Origin of the sequence: Amycolatopsis sp. cg9 (genome assembly GCF_041346945.1) — a bacterium.
In the GTDB taxonomy this organism is placed as follows: domain Bacteria; phylum Actinomycetota; class Actinomycetes; order Mycobacteriales; family Pseudonocardiaceae; genus Amycolatopsis.
Genome location: NZ_CP166850.1, coordinates 4,093,481 through 4,115,529, shown reverse-complemented (window position 1 = coordinate 4,115,529; position 22,049 = coordinate 4,093,481). Strand labels below are relative to the sequence as shown.

Sequence of the window (22,049 nt, the reverse complement as noted above, 5' to 3'; positions counted from 1 at the left end):
GAACCCAGTATCGCGACGGCCACCCGCTCCGGCTCCCCGAACAACCCGTTCGGGGGTATCCACTGTGGACTTGAGGACCGGCGTGCGCCGCGGCCGCCACCACGGCGCACGCCGGTTGTTCAGGGGTAGCTCACCAGGTTCGACGGCCGGGTGCCGTCGGGGGTGATGGCGCCGGTGTCGTTGATGACGTGGTTGATCCGGCCCTGGGTGCCCAGTGAGACGGTCACCATGTCGTGGAACCGGACGTTCGGGTTGTTCGGCGCCTCGAACGCGTGCGCGCTGACCACCGAGGGGTTGGTGCTGAAGAAGCAGTAGCTGCCCAGCCCCCACGCCTCGTGGCTGGTGACGTTCGGGCCCACCTTGTAGGCGGAGTAGCCCGGCGTGGACCCGTTCATCCAGCCGGCCTGGTCCGGCACGTCATAGGGCATCTCGTTCTGGAAGAAGTAGGTCCGGCCGCCGTTGCCGTTCCAGACGACCTGCGTCTTCTGGTAGTGCTCGACGAACAGGCCGTACATCGTGACGTTGCCGCCGTTCACGGTGAGCCCGGTGTCGGCGGTGTTGGTGCCCCAGCCGACGTAGTTGCCGTTGTCGGCGTGGTCGGCGCGCCAGATCCACATGTGGTCGCCGATCACGTTGCTGCTGTTGACGACCAGGCTGTTCGTCGCCTTGCCGACCGCGGCGCCGCCGATCCGGAAGAACACGTCGTGCAGCGACGTCGGGTTCGCCGCGTGGTTCGCGGTCGAGCCGGCCGGGCCGACCTGCATGAGCGTGTTCGAGTTCGTCGTGCCGGCGTCGATCAGGAGGCCGGCGACCTTGACGCCGTCGACGTCGTCGACGTTCATCGCGGTGACACCGCCGTCCGGGACCAGCGTGGCGATGCCGAGCCCGAGCACGACGGTGTCCGGCCGGGTCACGTGCAGCGCCTGGTTGAGGTGGTAGACCCCGGGCGTGACCAGCAGGTTCTTGCCCGCGGCCAGCGCGGCGTTCATGTCCGCGGCGGTGGCGCCGGGCTTGGCGATGTAGAACTGGTCGATCGGCAGCGACGTGCCGGGCGCGGTGCCGTTCGCCCAGCTGGTGCCGGACGCGTTGGTCTTCACGCCGGGCACGAAGACCTGGTAGTTGCCGCCGCCGTCGACGTAGAGGAACGGCTTTTCGCGCACGACCGGCGTCTGGGCGACCGTGGTGTACGGCGGGCTCGGGAAGGTGTTGGCCGGGGCGCCCTGGACGCCCGCGAAGACCATGTTCCAGTTCGAGCCGTTCCAGCTGCCGAACTGCGAGTTGCGGGAGATCCACTGCTGCTGCGAGCCGGAGCGGACCTGGCCGTCGATCTTCGTGTCGGAGATCCAGCCGCCGCTGGCCCAGCCGCCGTCGTCGAGCTGCAGGTCACCGCGGACGTGCATGCGGCGGTACGGCGCGGCCTGGCTGACCGCCCACCGGTCGGCTCCCCCGGTCGGGGTCACGGACAGGTTTTCCGCGCCCCGCCAGAAGTTCTGGGTGGCGTTCTGCGGCGGGAACCAGTCGGCCTCGACGTGCACGGCGCCGTTGATGTTGACCGCGTCGGGGCTCAGCCCGAGGCCGAGGACCTGCGTGTAGAAGCCGACGTTGACGTCGTTGGCGTAGGTGCCCGGCTTGAACATCACGGCGTAGCGCTGGCTGCCGAACTGGTTGCGTTCCTGCTGGCCGAAGATGCTGTTGAGCCGGCTCTGGATGGTCGAGCTCGGCATGGACGGGTCGAAGACCACGACGTTCGGCCCGAAGTCCGGCTGGCCCGGCTGGCTGGTGTTCACGGGGGTCAGCATGAAGGACTGCGCGCCGGTGCCGTTGCAGGCGTACTGCTGGAGCTGCACCGAGTCGGCGGTCGAGGCACCGGGGACGTCGAGGCACTTCCCGCTGTTGCGGCTGACGAAGTGGTACCGGCCGTTGCCTTCGTCGACGGCCTGCCACTGCTGGTTGGCCCCGTTCGAGTACGACCACAGCTGGACCAGACCACCATCGGCGGTGGAGACCCCGGTGACATCCCAGGCGGCGGCGGGGTTCGTGCGCGCGTTCACCCGGAAGTAGCCGTCCCCGGTCGACTGGAACTGCCACTGCTGCGAGCTGCTCTGGTTGCAGGTGTACTGCTGGACGACGGTCCCGTCGGCCGTGCCGGCGGCCCGCGCGTCCACGCACTTCCCACTGTTGGCGGCGGCCACGGTGTACCAGCCGTCGGGCGTGATGGCGGCTTGAGCGCTCGGCGCCGCGACCGCGCTCCCGACCAGGACCAACGCCGCCGCGAGCAGCGTCGTCACCCTCTTCATGCGAAACCTCCTCTGCCGCGTTCGCGGCGTCCATCGAGCAGGAAACGGCAGAGGCGTGCCCGGTCTGGGTAGACGCGGCGTAACGGGCGGGGACCTCGGCGTCACAACCGCGCAAAATGTAACGGCGGCCACACCGGGAGTCAATACACGACTAAAAATAAGGTGTGAAAGTGCAGGTCAGCGGGTTGTGACGGGTGAAGGTACCCCCGCGCGGAGGGGGTCTGGGCGGGGTGTAATGTATGGGCATACGAGATGCGGAGTTCACCTTCGCCTCGGGGCTATGGCGCAGCTGGTAGCGCACCTCACTGGCAGTGAGGGGGTCAGGGGTTCGAGTCCCCTTAGCTCCACTCTGATGAAACACCGCCCACCGGATCAGAAGATCCAGGTAGGGCGGTTTTTTCGTTGATCCGGATCCAGAGCCTTGACCCGGCCCGCACCGGCCGGGCCGATCGGTTGACCTGCACGAGATCGCCCGGCTGCTCGGCCGCCCTGGTCGTCGAGCCCGCACGTGTTCTGGCCCGCCTGCAGGCCTGGTCAACCTGGCGCCGACGCCAGCAACATCGCGCCCGCACAAGCCGCTATCACCGCGAGAATCGCGACCGGCATTCGTGGCGGCCCGCATCCGCCTGACCTGAACCGCGGCGATGCGTCGGCGGTCAGGCAGTGCTCGGTCCCCTGCGCCTGGCCGTCGGTTCGCTACGGCTGCGATCGCAGCTGATCGTCTTCGGCGATTGCGTTCAGCTGGTCGCGAAGCCGGTCGGCCACCGACGCTCCGAGCGCCGCGACGACCCGGTCCTGCGCCGAGCGCCACAACACAAGCGCCTGCTCGAACCGATGACGCCCTTCTTCGGTGAGCACGACGTTGAGGCTGCGGCGGTCGGTGGTGCCCTTCTCCAGGCGCACAAGCCATCGCGCTGCAGCGGACGCAACGAGTGCCCGAGGCCTGAGCGATCCAGCACGAGAGTCCTGGCCAGTTCGTTGATCGTGGCTCGCTCGCCGCCGACGAGTTCACCGAGGACGGCGTACTGCGTCGAACGCAGACCGGCGGGAGCCAGCGCCTCGTCGTACAGCGCCGTCAGCCGCCGTGACGCCTTCCGCAACGCCGTGGCGTAGCAGTCCTGCGTTGTCGACTCACCCAGCAGCCGAAGGGACCCGCCATGCCTCGCCACATCCTCATCACCGGCGCGGCCGGCAAAACCGGTGTGCGAACGCCGCGCGCACGCTGCTCGACCGGGGCCACCACGTCCGCGCCCTGGTCCGCCGGGCCGCCGACGGTATCGACGCGACCTACCTCACCTACCCGATCGCTCCGGGATTGCTGGAGGCCACCGCCACGCTGCGGCAAGCAGCCGAGGAGAACGGCGTCGGCGCCATCGTCACCATGTCGCAGATCTCGGCCGCCGCGACGCCGCCAGCAACGCGCCCGTCAACGCTGGCCGGCCGATCGCGTCCTCGACCACTTCACCGGCGCCGTGACCCACATCCGGCCCACGTTCTTCGCCGAATGGCTGATCAACTTCCGGGACGCCGCGACCGGCGAACTCCGGCTGCCGTTCGCCGACGCGCGCCGATCGCCGCCGAGGACCAGGGCCGGGGCATCGCCGCGATTCTGGCCGACCCCGAACCGCACGCCGGGAAGACGTATCCGTTGTACGGGCCGGTGGAACTCGACCACCACCAGATCGCCGAGGTGATGAGCCGGCCCCTGGGCCGGAAGGTCACCTACGTGCCGATCGAGCTTGACGAGTTCCGCTCGGCGCTCGAACAGCGAGGGCTGGAGCCCCACTTCGTGCAGCACCTGATCGCGCCCGGCGACGACATCATGCCTCGGCCCGGCGTCGCCGAAGCAACTCGGCGGCGATCGAGTAAGGGGGCGCCGCCGCCTCCGAGCGGGCAGCGTGCTCGACGATCGCATCCTCCAGGAAGCGATGGTCGGCAGGCCGTGGATACGCGGCATAGACCGGCCGTAGCCCGGCGGCGTCGATATCGCCGAAGCGACCGGCGTCGATGAACACACCCTTGTGCGTCAGGTAGGTCAGGACACCCCGCCGGTCGGCCACACCCAGGCAGGAGTGCAGGGCGATCGCCTCCCACACCCGGTCGACGTCCGCGGCCGGGACGTCGTGCTCGGTCAGCACGGAGGCAGCCAGGTCCGCGCCCTCCACCTCGAACCGGGCCTGGCCCGCCGCGAGCGTGCCCAGGCCCAGGTCGTGCAGGACGCAGGCAGCGAAGAGCAGGTCCTCGTCGTAGGCCGCGTCGTGCACGGAGCCTTCCTGCTCGGCCACCAGGCGGGCGAACAGGAAGCTGCGGATGCTGTGCTCGATGATCGGCGAGCTCTCCGACTGCCGCGCCACGGCGAGGCTCGCATCGGCCAGTGGGCCGCTGGGCAGCGCAAGTGCGTTGGTCATACATCGAACCGTAGGAGCCGGCCGGCGCACCGAACAGTGGCCCGAGGGCCAGCCACCGCTATCATCGGGCCATGACACACCGGATCGCGGTCCTCGTCCTGCCCGGCGTGCCGGCGCTGGAATTCGGGATCGCGACACAGATCTTCGCGGCCGATCCGTACTACGAGATGGTCGTCTGCACGGCCGGGCGCCCCGGACCGGTGCCCGGCGCCGGGTTCACCGTCACCGCCACCGCCGGCCTCGACACGCTGGCCGGAGCCGGCACCGTGCTCGTCCCCGGCTACCAGGACATCGCCACGCCGCCGCCGTCGGAGGTCCTGGACGCGCTGCGCGCGGCCCACGACGGCGGCGCCCGGCTGGTCTCCATCTGCGTCGGCGCGTTCGCCCTCGCCGCGGCCGGTCTGCTCGACGGGCGCCCCGCGACCACGCACTGGCAGTACGTCGGTCAACTCCGCCGGCAGTACCCCAAGATCGAGGTCGTGCTGGACCGGATGTACGTCGACGACGGCGACATCCTCAGCTCCGCCGGCGTGACCGCGGGCCTCGACCTCTGCCTGCACCTGGTCCGTCGCGACCAGGGCCCCGCAGCGGCCAACACCCGGGCGCGCGCCCTCGTCGCCCCGCCGCGGCGCACCGGCGGCCAGGCGCGGTACATCGAACGGCTCCGCCCCGACGCGACCGGCGACCAGCTCGCCCCACTGCGGGACTGGATGCTCGACCACCTCGCCGACGAACTGACCATCGACGCCCTCGCGAAACGCGCCCACATGTCCCGGCGGACTCTCGTCCGCCGGTTCCGGGAGGAAGCCGGCACCTCGCCGATGGCCTGGCTGGCCGACGCCCGTATCGACCGCGCACGCGAACTGCTGGAGACGACCACCATGCCCGTGGAACGGATCGGCCGCCTCACCGGACTCGGTGCGCCCTCCTCGGTGCGAGCGGCGTTCCACCGGCACATCGGCACCTCACCCCAGGAGTACCGGGCGCTTTTCCGGCACAGCACCACGATCACAAACCTGTGACCGCCTGGGCGATCCCCGCTCCACGGGTTGCGGTTACCAGCCGACGGGGCCGAGACGATCGATGAAGATCCCGGTTGGTCCGTCGGCGTCGAGCGTCGCGAGTTCGATGATCGGGTCGGTGCCCTCGGTGACCGTCAGCTGGCCGGTGTGGTTGTTCATGTCGGTTGCGGTGAACTTGCGGTTGACGACCTCGCCGGGGGTGATCGCGTTGAACTTGATGTTCGGGAGCGCCTGGGCGTAGCGGACGGTGATCATGTTCAGCGCCGCTTTCGATGAGCTGTAGGCGAGCTCGTGCATTTTGGAGACGGGCTGCGTGGGGTCGGCCATGACCGCGAAGGAGCCGCCGCCGCTGGACACCATCACCACCCGCGGATTTTTTGCCGCGGTCAGCAGGGGAAGGAATGCGTGGGTGACCCTGACCGGCCCGTACACGTTGGTGTCGTAGACGGAATGGATCTCCTCGGCCGTCGCGTCCGCGGGTGGGACGGCGTTTCCCGGTGCGCCGGCGTTGTTGATCAGCACGTCCAGCCGGTCGGTGTGCTTCCGGACGAGCCGTACGGCGTCGGCGACCGACTCGTCCGAGGTCACGTCCAGGGGGACCATGACCACGTTCGCGCCACCCGCGGCCAGCTTGTCGGCGGCCGCCTGGCCACGGCCTTCGTCCCGTGAGCCGAGGAAGATCGTCCAGCCCTGCTCGCCGAGCCGCCGGGCCGATTCGAAACCGAGTCCCTTGTTGCCTCCGGTGATCAACACCGAGGTCTGTTCGCTGTTCGTCATGCCCACCAGACACCGCTTTCCGCCGGGCTGTGACCACGTGTGAACGACCTCACATCCGGCAGCCTGATCCCGCGGTGGCGGGGCTTGACCTGGAGCGCGCTCCAGGTCCTAGCGTCGGCCGCGTTCGTCAGCCCTACCGCCCGGTGATCCGGGCAAGAGGAGAGTCCGCGCATGATCACCCGAACCACGCTCGGCTCGCCCGGTCTCGCCGTCAGCGCGATGGGCCTGGGGTGCATGGGGATGAGCGAGAGCTACGGCGCCGCCGACTGGGACGGCGGCCTGGCCACCATCGACCGGGCGCTGGAGCTGGGCGTCACGTTCCTCGACACCGCCGACGCTTACGGCACCGGGCACAACGAGGTGCTGGTCGGCCGGGCCATCCACGGCCGCCGGGAACGGGTGCAGCTGGCCACCAAGTTCGGCATCGACCGCAGCGGCGGCGACCGGGCGCGCCGCATCCGCGGGGCCCGGGACTTCGTCCTGCGCTCCTGTGACGCCTCGCTGCTGCGGCTGGGCGTCGACGTGATCGACCTGTACTACGCCCACCGCCCGCCCCAGGACGTGGAGATCGAGGAGACCGTCGGGGCGATGGCCGAGCTCGTCGAGGCGGGCAAGGTCCGCCACCTGGGGCTGTCCGAGGTCGACGGCGAGCTGCTGCGGCGGGCGCACGCGGTGCACCCGATCACCGCGGTGCAGAGCGAGTACTCGCTGTGGACCCGTGACGTCGAGGCGGTCACCCCGGTGCTGGCCGAGCTGGGGGTCGGGCTGGTGCCGTACTCGCCGCTGGGGCGGGGGTTCCTGACCGGGACCCTGGATCGCTCCGCGTTGGGCGAGAAGGACTTCCGGCGCACCAACCCCCGCTTCGCCGGCGAAGCGGGTGAGGCCAACGAGAAGATCGCGCAGACCGTGCGGGAGGTGGCCGGCCGGCTGGGCGCCACCCCGGCTCAGGTGGCGCTGGCCTGGGTGTACGCCCAGGCCGAGCGGCTCGGGGTGGCGCTGGCGGCCATTCCGGGCACCCGCAGCCCGGCCCGGCTGGAGCAGAACGCGGCCGCGCTGGAGCTCACCCTGGACGCCGAGGCGCTGGCCGCGCTGGACCCGCTGAGCGACCAGGTGCTCGGCGAGCGTTACCTCCCCGCGCACACCGTCGAGGTCGCTCGGGGTTAGAGCTGCCGGCCGAGTTCCCGCTCAAGGCGTCGAAGCCGTCAAACCTCTTCCCGCGCCAGCTGCCGAGCCGCCCGTCCGATGGCCGCCTCGACTGCGCCGACTCGGTCGGCCAGCAGGCCCATCGCGCCGACCGCGCGGCTCAGCGGGTCCTCGCTGTCGCCGCCCAGCGCCTGTTCTCGCAGGTACGCGGCCTTGACGTCCGCCCACCGCGCGGTCTGCTCCGGGGACAGCCGTCCCCGCAGCTCGGCCAGCTTGAGCAGGTTGGCCTCGGCGCCCGAGGTCAGCGTCTGGGCCTCGCCGGCGTAGTGGTCGTCGATCAGGGCCTCGAGCTCGGCGTCGTCCATCACCGGCACGATCCGCTCGGCGAGCTTGTTCATGTTCCGGTACGAACCCTGCAGCTGGAACGGCGGTTCCGTGCGCGAAGCGTCCGCCTGCGCCGCCGAGGCGATGTAGGCCTGGTTGTTCGCCAGCACGGTCCGCTGCACCCGCAGCAGCTTCCGGAGCACGGCGAGGATCTGCTCCAGCTCCGTGGCCGAATAGGCGTGCGAAAGCTGGTCGGCGCGAACGGAACCGTCGCCGCGGGCCATCCGGACCAGAACGTCCACATCGGACCGCTCCCGGGACACGAGCGGCGCCAGCACGGCGTTCGACGTCAGCGCGTTCTCGACGTAGCTCAGCGCGAAGAGCTCTTCCTTGCCGGACAGCACGTCGCCGAGGTTCCACACGTCGGCGCGGTTGGCGAGCATGTCGGGGACGCGGAACCGCTTGCCCTGCTCGGTGTACGGGTTGCCGGCCATGCACACCGCGAATCGCTTGCCGCGCAGGTCGTAGGTCCGCGTGCGGCCCTCCCACACGCCTTCCATCCGACGCTGCGCGTCACACAGCGAAATGAACTTCTGCAGCAGTTCCGGTGACGTGTGCTGGATGTCGTCGAGGTACAGCAGCACGTTGTTGCCCTGCTCCAGCGCGAACGAGATCTTCTCGACCTCCTGCCGCGCGGTCGCGTTGGGCGCGTCCGCGGGATCCACCGAGGTGACGTCGTGGCCCAGCGCCGGCCCGTTGACCTTCACGAAGACCAGCCCGAGGCGGCTGGCGACGTACTCCATCAGCGTCGTCTTGCCGTACCCCGGCGGCGAGATGAGCAGCAGCAGCCCGGACTGGTCGGTGCGCTTGGCGTCGCCGGTCGCGCCGAGCTGCTTGGCCAGGTTGTCGCCGATCAGCGGCAGGTAGACCTCGTCGAGCAGCCGGTTCCGCACGAAGGCGCTCATCACCTTCGGCCGGTATTCGGCCAGCCGGAGCCGGTCGCGTTCGGCCGCCACCAGGTCGTTGCGCAGCCGCTGGTAGGCGCGGAAACCCGGCACGCGGTCGCGCCGGAAGCGGTGTGTCCTGGCGAGTGTCTCGTCGAGCCGCACCGTCATCGACCGCCCGGTGAGCCGCGGGTGCGCGCCGAGCAGACCGTCCACAGTGGCTGTCAGCGTCGCCGACGAGTCGTACCGCGGCAGGTCGCACAGCTCGATCGCGACGGCCTCGGGCAACTCGTCGGCCGGCAGGCCGGCCGAGTCCGCGAAGGACCGCAGCCACGCGTCGGCGAGCTGGTACCGGTCCGCCAGGTCGTCGAGCGAACCCAGGTCTTCGGCGAAGCTCCGCCGGTCCAGCCGGAACCTGTCCAGCACCGCCCGCGCGCCACCGCTGGTGACGAACCCGGACGGGACGACGGCGAGCTCCTCGACCAGGTACTCCCCGGCGAACTCGGCGTCGAGCGCGAGCCCGGCGCGGTCGAGGAACGCCGTCATCGCGGCCGTGAGCTCCCCCGCCAGCTCGTCGATCGCCCGGGTGGGGCCGAACGCCTCCCGCACCCGCGCGAGCGACGCGGCCCGGGTCGTCCACGCGGCTTTCGCCCGCTCGTCGGCGCCGAACGCCCAGAACAGCTGCGCCGCCGCCCGGGCCGCGGGCGGGTAGCGCAGCAGGCCGGCCGCGGACCGCAGCCGCAGCAGGGCGCCCAGGATCGCGGCGGCGTCGTGGTCGTGGACCCCGCGCGCGTAGCCCTCGTCGTACCGCTCCCCGGCCACGCTCCGCACGACGTCGAGCAGGTCGGCTTCGACCAGCTCGGCCACCGGTCGCTCGGCGAGGATCGACGTCGCGAGGTACTCGGCCCGGTAGACCTCCGGCGACTCCGAGACCAGCAGCTGGTCCCAGTACGGCCGCGTCGCCTCGAACGCGGCGTCGCGCACCGGCGACCGGTAGTCGGTGCCGGTGATCGCGAACTTCATCGTGCCGTCGTGCGGCACCAGCGTCAGGTCGACGTCCTGGGTGTTGACGGCGAAGGTGTGGCGGCCGAGGCGGATCGTCTCGCCGCCCTCGCCGTACAGGTCGAGCCGGTCGCGCAGTGCCCGGCCGGCCTCCTGGCGAGCGGCCTTCAGCCGGCCTTCCAGCTCCTCCGCCCGCACCTGGTCGCCGAGCGACCGCAGGTCCTCGACGACGATACGGAGCTTCGAGACCATCGGGTCGGCCGCGAAGTAGGTGTTGATCTCCTCGGCCGAGCCGAGCGAACCGACCCGGCGCGTCACGCTGCCGAGGATGCGCCCGGCCGACTCGACCAGCCGGTCCGCCCGCCGCGCCCGCTCGTCCAGCAGCGCCTGTTTGCGCGACGAGAACGCCTCGTAGACGTCGGTCCGCTTCTCGCCGAGGGAGGTCAGGAAATCGTCGAACTCCCCGAACCGCGATTCCAGGTTCTCCAGCTGCAGCAGCAGCCGGCCCAGCTGCTCGTCACAGCGCTCCGGGGTGTCCGCGACCGCGAGCCCGCCCGTGACGGCCTGCGCGAGCAGCGCGAACTCGGCCGCGAACTCCGCCCGCCCCTCGGTCTCCAGGAGCTCCCTGCGGCGCGCGTCGAGCGTGGCCCGCGCCCGGTTGACGGCGCCGATCACCTCGCCGACGCGCTCGAGGATCTTGGTCCGGACGACGGCGTCGGCGATGTCCAGCCCGCCCACGACGTCGGTGAGCACCGCCAGGCCGGCGGACTGCTCGTCGAGCCGCTCGGCGACCGGGCCGGCCTCGGCGACGGTCTTGATCGCACCCGCCGCCGCGATGAGCCCGTCGACTTCGGCGTGGTAGCCGGTGAACGCCTCCTCGCCCTGCAGGAACCGCACGGCCCGCTGCGCGGCCTCGGAGAACTCGCGATCCAGCCCGGCGATCAGCTCGTCCACGCGCGCGGTGTCGGCGTACCGCAGCTCCCGCACGGTGACCAAGCGCCCGCGCGCCCGGTGCATCTCGGCCAGGCGCCGCACCCACGCGTCCGCCGCGTTGAGCGCCTCGCCCCGCACCCGCCGCACGAGCGACGCGGTCTCGGCCGCCGCCGTGTCGACGGCCTCGGCCGCCTGCGCGGTCAGCGAAGTGACCGTTTCGAACTCGTCCAGCACCTGCTCGGCGGTGACGCGGACGTCGGACAGCGGCGCACGCAGGTCGCCGAGCTCGGTCTCGCCGAGCCAGTGGTAGTGGTCGAAGACGCGGGCGCAGGCGGCGATCAGCGCCTCGAACACCGCCGCCGAGGGCGCCATTTCCCCGATCATCCTGGTGATCGACAGGCAGTCCGAGATCCCGCGGACGAGGTCGGCGTTCCCGATGCGCTCCAGTGGCCCGGTGCCGACCGGCTGCGCCGCGGCGTAGGTGTCCGACTGGAACGGCGTCCGCCACACCTGCATCGGGTGCACCCGGCTCGGTTCGTCGGACACCGCGCGGAACAGGATCATCGTGCCGTCGTCGAACAGCGAGTACCCGTGGCACGGGATCGGGTTGGCGACAGCCTTGCGGATCACGTTGTACGGCAGCAGGAGCGAGCGGCCCTCGGCCCGCGCGTGGAAGACGTACAGCACGTCCTCGCCGTTGGGCGAGCGGATCACGCGCTCGAACTCGAGACCGTCCACAGTGGTGTCGAACGTCTTGCTGACGCCGGTGTCGAGGTAGTAGCCGCCGGGGAAGATGATGCCGTGGTCCTCGGGGAGGCGCTGGCACGCCTGCCCGATGCCGTCGAGCCGCACGACGTCCTGGGTGCGCGTGTTGAACACCAGGTAGCGGTACTCGGTTTCCTTGTAGGGCAGCATGCGCAGCAGGATCAGCGGGCCGATCCGGGCGTAGGAGACCTCGGCGTCGGCGAGGCTCTGCAGCGGCTCGTCCACCGGCTCGGCGTACACGCCGGCGCCGGTCTCGGTGTTGTTCTCGACTTTGACCGTCAGGTTGCCGCCGACGGTTTCGACGAAGACCTCGTTTTCGATCGAGATGTGCGGGTGCCGGCCCAGGACGTGGTCCTCGCGGGTCGTCTCGATCCACTCGAAGTCGTGCGACGGCGGGAAGATGTGGTCCCGCTCGCCCCGGCTGTCCAGGTAGGACACCGTGCCGTCGGCCGCGACGCCCCACCGCAGCACCCGGATGTCCTCGGTGCGCGGGCCGATCTGGAACACCGCGAGCAGCTTCCCGTCCAGCCGGCGCAGCTGCAGCAGCTTCGCCTGCCGGTAGTACCGGTACAGCTCACCGAAGTCCCGCCCGAACCGCTCGTCACGCAGCAGTTCGGGCAGCTCGTCGGCGCTGACGTCGTCGAACCGGAACGCGTCCGCGTCGCGGCTGAAGCGCTGCAGCGAGAAGACGTCGTCGATCGACGTCTCGGGCTTCAGGCCGATGAAGACGTTGTAGCCGAACAGCATCCGCCCGTCGACAGCGACGATGTCCCGGGGTACGCAGTTGTTGGCGGTGCGGATGCGTTCGGTGCCGACCAGCGCGAGCTGCTCGCTGCCGAACACCGCCAGCCGCCGCGCGTTGAGCTCGTCCGCGCGCTTCGCCAGCTCTGCCGCCTGGGCGGCCAGCCGGACGCGGAGCACGTCGTAGGTGCCCGCGTCCAGCTCCGTATCGGCCGCCGTCACTGCTTCGCGGCGACGACGGTGGCGACCGACGTCTCGGCGAGGCCGAGCTGCTGTGCCGTGGTCATCAGCTCACGGAGCTTGTCGCTGTCCGGCCCGCCGGCCTGCAGCTGCTTGGCCAGGAAGGCCGACAGCGTCAGGTTTTTCACGTCTTCGGTGCTCACCGCGCCGATCAGCTTGGCGAGGTCGTCGGTGAAGCTGGCCGACCCGTCCAGGTAGGGCCGCGCGAGCGATCCGACGACGTCGGAGTGCTGCACGAAGCCGTCCACGCTCTTGCCGAGGCCGATCGAGCCGACCACGCGGTCGAAGAACATGGTCTCGCCGCCGACGATGTCGATGTCGGCCTTCTCCAGGCCGGCGCTGAGCACGACCGCCTGCGCTTCGGCGACGTCACGCTGCACGTCGAGCGCGGCCAGCCGGATCTCCTTCTCCGCGTCGAGCCGCAGCCGGTACTCCTCGTGCTCCCGGCTCGCGCTGTCGAGCGCGGCCAACGCGGCGGCCTTCTCGGTGAGGCCCTCGGCCTCGCCCTTCAGCTTGTCGCGCAACGCCTCGGCGACCACGACGGCCTTCTCGCGCTCGACGATCGCCTCGGCGCGGCCGACCTTCTCCAGTGCGACGGCGTCGCGCTCGCGCACCTGCGCGGCGGCGAGGCCGGCGGCGGCCTCCTCGGCCTGGACGCCTTCGGCGAGCCGGATCTTGGCCCGCGTCTCCAGCTCGGCGGCCTGCTGGCGCGCCTCGGCGAGGGTCAGCTCCTCGCGGGCCTTGAACTTGGCGGCCTGCTCCGCGGCCTCGGCGGCCTTGATGCCCTTGACCAGGTTCTCCTGGGCTTCGGCCTCGGCGCGGATGACGACGGCCTCGCGGGTGCGCTGGGCCTCCTCGACCACGCGCAGCTTCTTGATGTTCTCTTCCTGCTCGGCGACGGTCTTCTCGACGGCGATCCGCTCCCGGATCACCTCGGCGATCGACCGCTTCTCGGTTTCGAGTTCCTTGTCCTTGGCGATCCGGGACAGCTCGGTCTCGCGCTCGCGGCCGATCACCTCGAGCAGGCGGTCCTTTTCGATCCGCTCGGACTCGATGGCGATGACGCGTTCGCGGTTCTTGCCGGCGACTTCGATCTCGCGCTGCTGGTTCTGCTGCTGGATGCCGAGCTGCTCGTCGGTGCGCAGCTGCGCGGCCTGCGACTTGAGCCGCTCCTCCGCCTGCACCTTCGCGATTTCGGCTTCTTCGCGCGCCCGCATGGTTTCGATTTCGCGGCGCTGCTTGACCTCCGCGTCGGCCTGACGCCGTTCCAGCTCGAGGATCGCCTCACGGGCGTCCACGTTCTGGCGCGTGATCTCCTTCTCCTCGTGGCGGCGGAACTCGTTGGTGCGCACGTGCTCGATCGCGGTCAGCTCGGTGATCTTGCGGATACCCTGCGCGTCGAGGATGTTCGCCGAATCCAGCGAGGCCATCGGGGTCTGCTCGAGGTAGTCGATCGCCGCGTCTTCCAGGCTGTACCCGTTCAGGTCGGTGCCGATGACGCGGATGATCTGGTCGCGGAACTCGTCGCGCTTGGTGTAGAGGTCGACGAAGTCGAGCTGCTTGCCGACGGTTTTCAGGGCTTCGGAGAACTTCGCGTTGAACAGTTCCTGCAGGGTCTCCTGGTCGCTCGCGCGTTCGGTGCCGATCGCCTGCGCTACCTTCACGACGTCCTCGACCGTCTTGTTGACCCGCACGAAGAACGAGATCCGGATGTCGGCGCGGATGTTGTCCCGGCAGATCAGGCCTTCCTGTCCGGTGCGCTCGATGTCGATCGTCTTCACCGAGATGTCCATGACCTCGGACTTGTGCAGCACGGGCAGCACCATCGCGCCGGTGAAGGTGACGTCGACCTTGCGCACCTTGGAGATGATCAGCGCCTTGCCCTGCGGCACCTTGCGGAACAACCGGCTCACGGCGAACAGCAGCACCAGGACGATCAGGGCCACGACGGCGATCAACACGCCGGCCCCCAGGCCGATGGCATCCATTCCGGTTCAGTCCTTTTCTGCTTCGAGTTCCAGGGGGCTGACCCAGAAGAACTCTCCCGCGGAGTCGTAGTCGTAGAGGACAACGCGGCTGCCCACGCCGAGGTTGCCTTCGCCGGCCAGTCGAATTTGGATGATCGCCGACGAGCCGTCGGCAGCGGTGGCTTCGGCCTGCCCGAAGTCCTCGGTGACACTCGACGTCCGCACGACGGCGACCCGGCCGACGAAGTCCTGCCGCGTCGGCTCGGCCCCGGCGAACACGCGGCGCAACGGCACGATGATCAGCCGGGTGCCGAGCGCCCCGCCCACGAGCGCGACGACCAGGACGCCGAAGCCGAGCAGGACCCGCAGGGGCGCGCCTTCGATGAGCACGGTGCCGGCCAGGCTGAGGAACCACGTGAAGGCGACGAGCAGCGACAGCGAGATGGACAGCGGGACGCCGCCGAACAACCCGATGTCACCGTCTTCGACGTCGAGGACGCCGAGCAAGGCCAGGCCCCAGTAGCCGATCACGACGACCAGCAGGAAGCTGAAGAGCACGGCAGGAAAAGCCAAAGCCGCGGAGACGAACCCGCTCATCGTTTCCTTCCCCCCAAGGACGGGCCTGGCAGCACAGGGCCCTGGCCAGCGACTATATAGCCGGCGCGCGAGGGCGGGTGAACAATTCGGACACGAAGCGGTCACGCGGGAGCCGGCTCAACCGGGACCCTGAGTGACACTTCGCTTCCGAGTGCTCACGTCTTGTCGATGCATGCGACCGCTGAGCCTTCCCGCAGCACCACAGGCAAGCCGAGCCTCCGTGGCGAAGAGGGGGCACAACCGGAACACTTCGGGCACCGCCTCGCGTTGTACGTTGTCAACCAGCCGTCAGTGCTGATGGGACACCCTTTGGCCACGTGGCTGGGAGGCATTGTGCTGGAAGCGCTGGGCATGACCCCCGACGAAGAACGGGTCTACCGCGTGATCGTCGGCGGGTACCGGACCGCAGCCGACGAGATCGCGCGCACCGCGGGCATGAGCCGCGCCGAGGTGGCACCTATCCTCTCGGTTCTGCTGGCGAAGGGCCTGGTCAGCAAGGCCGACGAGCACTACGCGTCGGCGCCGCCCGATGTGTCGCTCGGGCCGCTGCTGGTGCAGGGCCAGGAGAAGCTGGAGGCCGCGCGGGCCGCGGTGTCCCAGCTCGCCGAGGAGTACCGCGGCAGCGTGCGGCGGCGGGACTCCGCGCAGCTCGTCGAGGTCATCACCGGGGTGGACGCGATTCGGCGGCAGGCGCTCGCCATCCAGCGCGGGGCCCGGGAAGAGTCGCTGTGGTTCTGCCTGGAGGGCAACGTCGCCATGGCGGCGTCGGAGAACGTCGAGGAGGCGCTGGCCCAGGCCCGCGGTGTGCGCTACCGCGTGATCTACGAGACCGGCCTGCTCGAAGAACCCGGCCGGATCGTCAACGTCCTGGAGGGGATCGAGGGCGGGGAGATCGCCCGCTCGATCTCGAAACTGCCGGTGCGCCTGGCCATCTCCGACCGCAGGGTGGCCCTGTGCCCGCTGGTCAGCCACGACAGCACGGGCGAACCCACCGCCGCGCTCGTCCGCGAAAGCAGCCTGCTGTCCGCGCTGGTCGCGTTGTTCGAGGTCTACTGGGAACGCGCGTCGCCGCTGCGGATCGGCGACACCGCGCCCACGAGCCACCTCGACCCCGACGAGCGGCGGCTGCTGTCGCTGCTCATCGGCGGCGTCAGCGACAAGTCGATCGCGACGCAGCTGGACGTCAGCTACCGGACCGTCCAGCGGCGCCTGCAGGACCTGATGCGCCGGGTCAACGTCCGCACCCGGATGCAGCTGGCCTGGCAGGCCAGCAAACTCGGCTGGCTGGACGAGCCGAGCCCCGGGCGCCTCCTGCCGCGTGACGGTGTGAGGCACCCGGAGCCCGTGCGTGACGCTATTTGAGCCCGTACGCCCGGAGCACCGTCTGCTCGACGGCGTCGCCCGCGCTGTCGGTGGCCTGCACCCGCAGCGCGACGTACTTGTTCGTGGCACCGAGCGGCGGGTGGCCGACCGTGGCCTCGTATGACTTCCCGGTGCGCTTGACGTCGACCGCGCGCCAGGTCTTGCCGTCGTCGTAGGACACCCAGGCCTTCATCGACCGCACGTCCGGCGCGGCCATCCCGTCCTGGAACCGCGCGGTCAGGCCGATCTTGCCCGGGCGGCCGGCCGGGAGGCGGTTGCCGGCGTCGGCGTCCACCGCGTAGTCCAGTTGCAGCAGCGGAAGCAGCGCCGGCGACGCCGATCGGGCCGAGCGGAACGTCCACGACGTCTGCGTGCTGGTGCCGAACAGCCATTCCGGCGAATCGCGCCGCACCGACAGGTCGAGCCGGTAGGTCGCCGGGTCCGCGCCGGCCGGGAAGGTGCCGAACGCGTAGGGCTGTTCCGACACGAGTTTCCCGTCGCGGAACAGTTTCGCCGACGTGGTGGCCGGGCCGGCCTGGTCGTCGCCTTCGTTGAAGCCGTAGTGACCGGCCTGACTGTCGACGAACTCCGGGATCCGGATCCGGAACTCGTCGCCCTCCCGCGTCGAGTCCAGGCCCGGCACGCCGCGCGGGATGGCAGGCCGCACGACCGGCGCGAACCAGTCCTCGGTGAGGTTTTCCTTGCCCGGGTAGGTGCGCGGCGCCGCGGTCATGCCGCCGGACAGCGGCGACATCTCATCCCAGATCAGACCGTGCTTGACCCGGTGCTGCCACAGGACGTCCCCGGAGCTGACGTACTCCTCCCGGGTCGACGGCGTCGTCACGTACCGCTGGTACTCGTTGACGGCGAAGTCCTGCCACGGCTTCCACGCGAACCGCTGTTCCTTGGCCTCACCGCCGCTGCCGGTCTGGCGGTAGTGCGTGGTGATGGTCGCGGTGTTCGCCGCGGTGACCTGGTGCACGATCCGCTCCGGGATCCGGTCGCGCTCGGTCTGCACCACGTCGTAGAGGTACGGGCTGACCGCGATCCCCAGCAGGCTCAGGAAAGCCGGGAAGTGCTTGATCCTGGCGAGGAGCGCCAGCCCTTCGTCCCGGTCGAGCTGGACGGTCGGGATCTTCAGGAACGGCGCCGCGCTGATCGACGGCACCGAGGCGGTGCCCCAGCCGTCCGGCACGACGATGAAGACGATCGCCGCGCCGGCGTCCGCGGCGGCGCGGGAGACCTCGTCGCGGTTGTAGTCGGCGGGGTCCGGGTCGACGATCGCGGCCTTCCCGCGCACGTCCGCCTTCTTGAAGTCGGCCGGTTTGCCCTGCCCCGCGGAGACGGCCTGCAGCAGCCGGCGGCCGTCCAGCTTGGGCGATCCGGCGAGGTAGCGGGTCGTGAGCGGGGCACGGCCGCCCAGGACGTTCGCCGTCAACGGCGGCGCGATCCTCGACCAGCGGGAGCCGAACTCGAAGGCACCGGTCGTCACCTTCGGCGTCGGGGTGACCCAGAGTTCGCGGGTGTAGTCGAACTGCATGGCGTAGTTCGCGATGCGGCGCGGACCGAGTTCCCGGTAGGTGTAGTAGCTCCAGATCCCGGTCTGCTCCGAAGGTTTCGGGGTCTCGATCTGGACCTGCACCGCCTTGCGGGCGTCGAGCACGATGTCCGTGTCGCCGGTGATCCGGATTTCCGGCTGGACGACCTGGTAGACGGAAAGGCCGTTCCCGGCGCCGTCGACCTCCGCGGTCAGGTAGTACACGCCCGCGCCGAGCTCGACCGTCAGGCTGTCGCCGCCCAGCCAGGTGTTCACGTCGAAGCGGTAGTCCTCCCCGTACACCAGCAGCCACGGCGCGACGGCCGGCTTGCCCCGCAGGTCCAGCGCGGAGATCTTGACCTTGTGCTTCGGCGCGGTCTTGTCCGCGCCGAGCGAGGTGTGCACGGCCACGCCGGCCGCGGTCGCGGTGAGCCGCCCGCTGTAGGTGCCCGCCGCCAGTTTCGCCGGGTCGCCGGTGATCGTGACCGTCGCCTGGCCGCCGGCCGGGACGTCCACAGTGGACTTGCCGAGCCGGATCCCGTCGGCGGCGGGGACCCCGGCGAGGGACTTGGCGTCGAGCGCGAGCTTCAGCGAGACCGGCGTGGTGCCGACGTTGGTGTAGGTGACCTCCTTGGCCACCGGTGCCTTGCCGTCCTCGATCGCGCCGAGGTCGAGCGTGCCGGTGGCGAAGACCTTCTGCTTCACCGCGCGGGCCACGTCGACCCGGCCGCCGCCCTGCTCGAACACCGAAAGTCCGTTGGCGGTCAGTGACGTGCTGGCCAGCGCGTCCTTCAGCCGGCTGCCCGGCCAGTCGGGGTGCTGCTGGGCCAGGATCGCCACCGCGCCCGCGACGTGCGGCGTCGCCATCGAGGTGCCGGACGCGGCGGTGTAGTGGTCGTCGACGACGTCGCCCATGGCGGTCCCCGCGGCGCGGGCGGCGACGATGCCGACGCCGGGCGCGGTGATGTCGGGCTTGACGGCGTTGTCGCCCAGGCGCGGGCCGCGGCTGGAGAACGACGCCAGGCTCTCGTCACGGCCGACCGCGCCGACGGTCAGCGCGGCTTCGGCGGTGCCCGGCGAGCCGATCGTGTAGGCACCCAGTTCGCCGTCGTTGCCGCCGGCCACCACGAAGAGCGTGCCGGTCTGCGCGCTGAGCGCGTCGAGACCGAGGCTGAGCGCGTCGGTGCCGTCGGTCGGACCACCGCCCAGGCTCATGTTGACGGCCTTCGCGCCGGAGTGCGCCGCCCACTCCATCCCGGCGAGGACCCAGGACTCGTAGCCGAAGCCGTCGTCGTCGAGCACCTTGCCGACGAGCAGTTTCGCGCCCGGCGCGGCGCCCTTGAGCTTGCCGCCCGAAGCGGCGCCGGAACCCGCGATCGTCGAGGCGACGTGCGTGCCGTGGCCGAAGTGGTCGGTGGTGTCGGGGCTGGTCGTGAAGTTGACCGCCTCTTTCACGCGACCGGCCAGGTCGGGGTGGGTGGGGTCGTAGCCGGTGTCGAGCACCGCGACCGTGGTGCCGGTGCCGTCGTAGCCCGCGGCCCACGCTTCGGGGGCGCCGATCTGCGGGACGCTCCGGTCGAGGGAGGCGCGGACCTTGCGGTCCAGGGAGATCCGCTCGATCGCGCTGCCCGCCGAGGAGGTCCAGAACGCGGTGGCGCCGGCCTTGCTGGCCCGCGCGGAGCGGCCGTTGACGCTGGTCAACGTCGCGCCCAGCTCGGCGGCCGCCGGGGTCGCCTCGGCGGTGCGGAGGTCCGCGCCCGTGCGGTAGGTGAGGATCAGCGGGAGGGTCTTCGACTGCTCGTCGGCGTACCCCTCGGCGATCAGCTCCGTGACGTCGAACAGGGTCCGGTCGACCTGCTTCGAGCCCAGCCGGGGCGCGACGTCCTCGGGGAAGACGCTGAGGTGGCCGTCGATCTCCTGCTGGTGGAACCGGATCTTCTCCCGGCCCGGCGCGGGCTGGACGGTGGCGGCCTGCTTGCCGCCGGGCTGCCGTTCGACCTGGACGACGTCCCCGGTGAGCAAGGTGACCGAATGCCGTTCGACGCCCGCGGGTGACGGCGCCGCTTTCGGGCCGGGGGCCGCGTCCGCGACTCCGGCGGTGCCCGCGGCCAGGGTGCCGGCGCAGGCCAGGACCAGAACACGTGATCTCCAGTGCATCGCACCAGGCTTGCGCCGCCACCGTGATCCGTCACTAGGGCGGGCGCGTCCGAAACACGACACGTCGCATCTTCGTCAGCCGCTCACCTCGGGCTTCGCGGCCAGGCCGAGCGCCAGCTCGCGGGCGCGCTCCGCCAGCGGCGACAGCGTGCGGTCCGCCGGCCACGCCAGCCAGATCTCGCGGGGTGCCAGCGCCGGGTCGGCCGGGTGGGTGGTGAGGTCCTCGTCGTCCGGGCGGACGTCCAGGGCCAGTTCGGGGAGCACCGCGATCCCCAGCCCCGCGCGCACCATCGACAGCACGCCGCGGTTGTCCGCCGTGCGGAACACGATTCGCGGGGTGACACCCGCCGTCGCGTACACGCGCTCCACCCGGGCCTGGTCGCAGATCGGGGGCTGGGCCACCATGGCCACGCCGTCCAGTCCGGCGAGGGCGACCGGGCCCGGCGGGAACGTCCCGCGGCGGGCGACCACGGCGTACGGGTCGGTCAGGAGCCGCGTCTGCTCGACGTCGCCGCCGACGGGGCCGTCGAAGAAGAGCAGGTCGAGATCGCCGATGCGCGGGTTCGCCGACTCCTCTTCGAAGAGGCGGACGTCGGCCTCGGGCCGCTCGTCGCGCAAGGTGCGGATCACCGTGGGCAGCAGGGCGTTGGTGACGCTCTGGAACGTGCCGATGTCCACCCGGCCGGCGCCGGCGCGGAAGCGGTCGAGCGCGGCTTCGGTGGCCGCCGCGCGGGACAGGAGCTCTCGGCCGTGGACCAGGACCACGGTTCCCAGCGGGGTCAGGCGGACCGGTTTGGGGCCACCCGGCCGGTCGAACACCGCACCGCCGACGGAACGCTCCAGCGCGGCGATCTGCTGGCTGACCGCGGACTGGGTGTAGCCGAGGCGCTCCGCCGCCCGGCCGAACGTGCCTTCCGCCGCGACGGCGTTGAGGGTCGCGAGGTGCCGCAGCTCCAGCATCAGCGCAGCTTATCGAATCAGCCAGTATTCATCGCTTTTCGCGATGGAAATGTCTCCCTAGCGTTCCCGGCATGACCCCACAGCACGCGCTCTGGCTCCCGCTCTTCGACGACCTGGCCGACCCTGCCCTCGTCGCCCGCCTCGCCGCCGAGGCCGAAGCGGCCGGGTGGCAGGGCTTCTTCGTCTGGGACCACCTCCGCTGGCGCGAACCGGTGGCCGCCGTGGCCGATCCGTGGATCACGCTGGCCGCGGTCGCCGCCGCCACGTCGCGGGTGCGCTTCGGGCCGGTGGTCAGCGCGATCGCCCGGCGCCGGCCCGCCAAGCTCGCGCGGGAGACGGCCACCCTCGACCGGCTCGGCGGCGGCCGGCTCACGCTCGGCGTCGGGCTCGGCAGCGACCGGTTCGCCGGGGAGTTCTCCCGCACCGGCGAGGAGTGCGACGACCGGGTGCGCGCCGGCATGCTCGACGAAGCCCTCGACGTCCTCGCCGCCGCCTGGTCCGGCGACGTCGTGCACCACCACGGCGAGCACTACACCGTGGACGGCATCCGCTTCCTGCCGACGCCGGTCCGGCGGATTCCCGTCTGGGCGGCGGGTTTCCCCGGCAAGCTCCGCCCGATGCGCCGGGCCGCCCGGCTCGACGGCTACTTCCCGGTGAACCTCGATTCGGCCGACCGGTTCGCCGAGGCCGTCGCCGGGGTCGAGGCGCTGCGCACCGGCACCGGGCCGTTCGACTACGTCGCGGAAGTCCGGCCCGGCCAGGACGGCGCGCCCTACGCGCGGGCGGGTGCGACGTGGCTGCTGACCGGCTTCGACCCCGAATCCCTTTCCGTCGACCGGGTGCGCGGCGTCCTGCGCGACGGGCCCCGCTGAG

Annotated in this window: 14 protein-coding genes and 1 tRNA gene; 5 read left to right on the top strand and 10 right to left on the bottom strand. The window is 70.9% G+C overall.

The genetic code is table 11. The features are described 5' to 3' along the window. Nucleotides 1-119 precede the first annotated feature (119 nt). Nucleotides 120-2,297, bottom strand: a complete 2,178-nt coding sequence (locus AB5J73_RS19820; RefSeq protein ID WP_370971161.1) for an RICIN domain-containing protein — start codon at nt 2,295-2,297, stop codon at nt 120-122. Between the two features lie 274 nt (nt 2,298-2,571). Here AB5J73_RS19820 and AB5J73_RS19815 point away from each other — a divergent pair. Beyond that, nucleotides 2,572-2,644 (top strand) — tRNA-Ala (locus AB5J73_RS19815). Between the two features lie 349 nt (nt 2,645-2,993). Here the strand turns inward: AB5J73_RS19815 and AB5J73_RS19810 are convergent. From AB5J73_RS19810 to AB5J73_RS19800, 3 genes are all read right to left on the bottom strand, one after another. Further along, nucleotides 2,994-3,200 (bottom strand): hypothetical protein, encoded by a 207-nt coding sequence (locus AB5J73_RS19810; protein ID WP_370971160.1) that lies wholly within the window; start codon nt 3,198-3,200, stop codon nt 2,994-2,996. 523 nt (nt 3,201-3,723) lie between these two features. Beyond that, nucleotides 3,724-4,095: a hypothetical protein gene (locus AB5J73_RS19805; RefSeq protein WP_370971159.1), complete on the bottom strand. Its 372-nt coding sequence runs from the start codon at nt 4,093-4,095 to the stop codon at nt 3,724-3,726. Nucleotides 4,096-4,117: 22 nt separating this feature from the next. Then, the gene (locus tag AB5J73_RS19800) at nt 4,118-4,705 is read right to left on the bottom strand and encodes an HD domain-containing protein (RefSeq protein ID WP_370971158.1); all 588 of its coding nucleotides are present in this window, start codon (nt 4,703-4,705) and stop codon (nt 4,118-4,120) included. A gap of 71 nt (nt 4,706-4,776) precedes the next feature. Here AB5J73_RS19800 and AB5J73_RS19795 point away from each other — a divergent pair, with 71 nt between their 5' ends. After that, a complete protein-coding gene (locus AB5J73_RS19795; RefSeq protein ID WP_370971157.1) occupies nt 4,777-5,727 on the top strand; it encodes a helix-turn-helix domain-containing protein in 951 nt (316 codons plus the stop codon). A gap of 33 nt (nt 5,728-5,760) precedes the next feature. Here the strand turns inward: AB5J73_RS19795 and AB5J73_RS19790 are convergent, their stop codons facing one another. After that, entirely contained in the window at nt 5,761-6,504 is a 744-nt protein-coding gene (locus AB5J73_RS19790; RefSeq protein WP_370971156.1) for an SDR family oxidoreductase, read from the bottom strand. A gap of 171 nt (nt 6,505-6,675) precedes the next feature. On the opposite strand from AB5J73_RS19790, the gene AB5J73_RS19785 reads away from it, so the two are divergent. Further along, a complete protein-coding gene (locus AB5J73_RS19785) occupies nt 6,676-7,668 on the top strand; it encodes an aldo/keto reductase (RefSeq protein ID WP_370971155.1) in 993 nt (330 codons plus the stop codon). Nucleotides 7,669-7,706: 38 nt separating this feature from the next. On the opposite strand, the gene AB5J73_RS19780 is transcribed toward AB5J73_RS19785, so the two are convergent. From AB5J73_RS19780 to AB5J73_RS19770, 3 genes are read right to left on the bottom strand one after another with little or no spacing between them, the layout of a single operon-like run. Further along, complete coding sequence (locus AB5J73_RS19780; protein ID WP_370971154.1) at nt 7,707-12,578, bottom strand: DNA repair ATPase; 4,872 nt, start codon at nt 12,576-12,578, stop codon at nt 7,707-7,709. Next, nucleotides 12,575-14,584, bottom strand: a complete 2,010-nt coding sequence (locus AB5J73_RS19775) for a flotillin family protein (RefSeq protein WP_370971153.1) — start codon at nt 14,582-14,584, stop codon at nt 12,575-12,577. Before AB5J73_RS19775 ends, AB5J73_RS19780 begins: the two co-directional genes overlap by 4 nt. Before the next feature lie 6 nt (nt 14,585-14,590). After that, entirely contained in the window at nt 14,591-15,160 is a 570-nt protein-coding gene (locus tag AB5J73_RS19770; RefSeq protein WP_370971152.1) for a hypothetical protein, read from the bottom strand. A 297-nt stretch (nt 15,161-15,457) separates the two neighbouring features. Here AB5J73_RS19770 and AB5J73_RS19765 point away from each other — a divergent pair, with 297 nt between their 5' ends. Next, nucleotides 15,458-16,522, top strand: coding sequence for a helix-turn-helix domain-containing protein (locus AB5J73_RS19765; protein ID WP_370973238.1), 1,065 nt, complete (start codon nt 15,458-15,460; stop codon nt 16,520-16,522). Here the strand turns inward: AB5J73_RS19765 and AB5J73_RS19760 are convergent. Together AB5J73_RS19760 and AB5J73_RS19755 are read right to left on the bottom strand one after the other, a co-directional pair. After that, nucleotides 16,515-20,216 carry a S8 family serine peptidase gene (locus AB5J73_RS19760; RefSeq protein WP_370971151.1) on the bottom strand — a complete coding sequence of 1,234 codons (3,702 nt, stop codon included), beginning with the start codon at nt 20,214-20,216 and terminating at the stop codon, nt 16,515-16,517. The genes AB5J73_RS19765 and AB5J73_RS19760 overlap by 8 nt on opposite strands. A gap of 75 nt (nt 20,217-20,291) precedes the next feature. Then, nucleotides 20,292-21,176 carry a LysR family transcriptional regulator gene (locus tag AB5J73_RS19755; RefSeq protein ID WP_370971150.1) on the bottom strand — a complete coding sequence of 295 codons (885 nt, stop codon included), beginning with the start codon at nt 21,174-21,176 and terminating at the stop codon, nt 20,292-20,294. Between the two features lie 71 nt (nt 21,177-21,247). Here AB5J73_RS19755 and AB5J73_RS19750 point away from each other — a divergent pair, with 71 nt between their 5' ends. After that, the gene (locus AB5J73_RS19750) at nt 21,248-22,048 is read left to right on the top strand and encodes an LLM class flavin-dependent oxidoreductase (protein ID WP_370971149.1); all 801 of its coding nucleotides are present in this window, start codon (nt 21,248-21,250) and stop codon (nt 22,046-22,048) included. Nucleotide 22,049: the final 1 nt, after the last annotated feature.

Coding starts and splice junctions, on each gene's coding strand:
- AB5J73_RS19820 (WP_370971161.1), bottom strand. CDS start 2,297: ATGAAGAGGGTGACGACGCTGCTCGCGGCGGCGTTGGTCCTGGTCGGG.
- AB5J73_RS19800 (WP_370971158.1), bottom strand. CDS start 4,705: ATGACCAACGCACTTGCGCTGCCCAGCGGCCCACTGGCCGATGCGAGC.
- AB5J73_RS19795 (WP_370971157.1), top strand. CDS start 4,777: ATGACACACCGGATCGCGGTCCTCGTCCTGCCCGGCGTGCCGGCGCTG.
- AB5J73_RS19790 (WP_370971156.1), bottom strand. CDS start 6,504: ATGACGAACAGCGAACAGACCTCGGTGTTGATCACCGGAGGCAACAAG.
- AB5J73_RS19785 (WP_370971155.1), top strand. CDS start 6,676: ATGATCACCCGAACCACGCTCGGCTCGCCCGGTCTCGCCGTCAGCGCG.
- AB5J73_RS19775 (WP_370971153.1), bottom strand. CDS start 14,584: ATGGATGCCATCGGCCTGGGGGCCGGCGTGTTGATCGCCGTCGTGGCC.
- AB5J73_RS19770 (WP_370971152.1), bottom strand. CDS start 15,160: ATGAGCGGGTTCGTCTCCGCGGCTTTGGCTTTTCCTGCCGTGCTCTTC.
- AB5J73_RS19765 (WP_370973238.1), top strand. CDS start 15,458: ATGGGACACCCTTTGGCCACGTGGCTGGGAGGCATTGTGCTGGAAGCG.
- AB5J73_RS19760 (WP_370971151.1), bottom strand. CDS start 20,216: ATGCACTGGAGATCACGTGTTCTGGTCCTGGCCTGCGCCGGCACCCTG.
- AB5J73_RS19755 (WP_370971150.1), bottom strand. CDS start 21,176: ATGCTGGAGCTGCGGCACCTCGCGACCCTCAACGCCGTCGCGGCGGAA.
- AB5J73_RS19750 (WP_370971149.1), top strand. CDS start 21,248: ATGACCCCACAGCACGCGCTCTGGCTCCCGCTCTTCGACGACCTGGCC.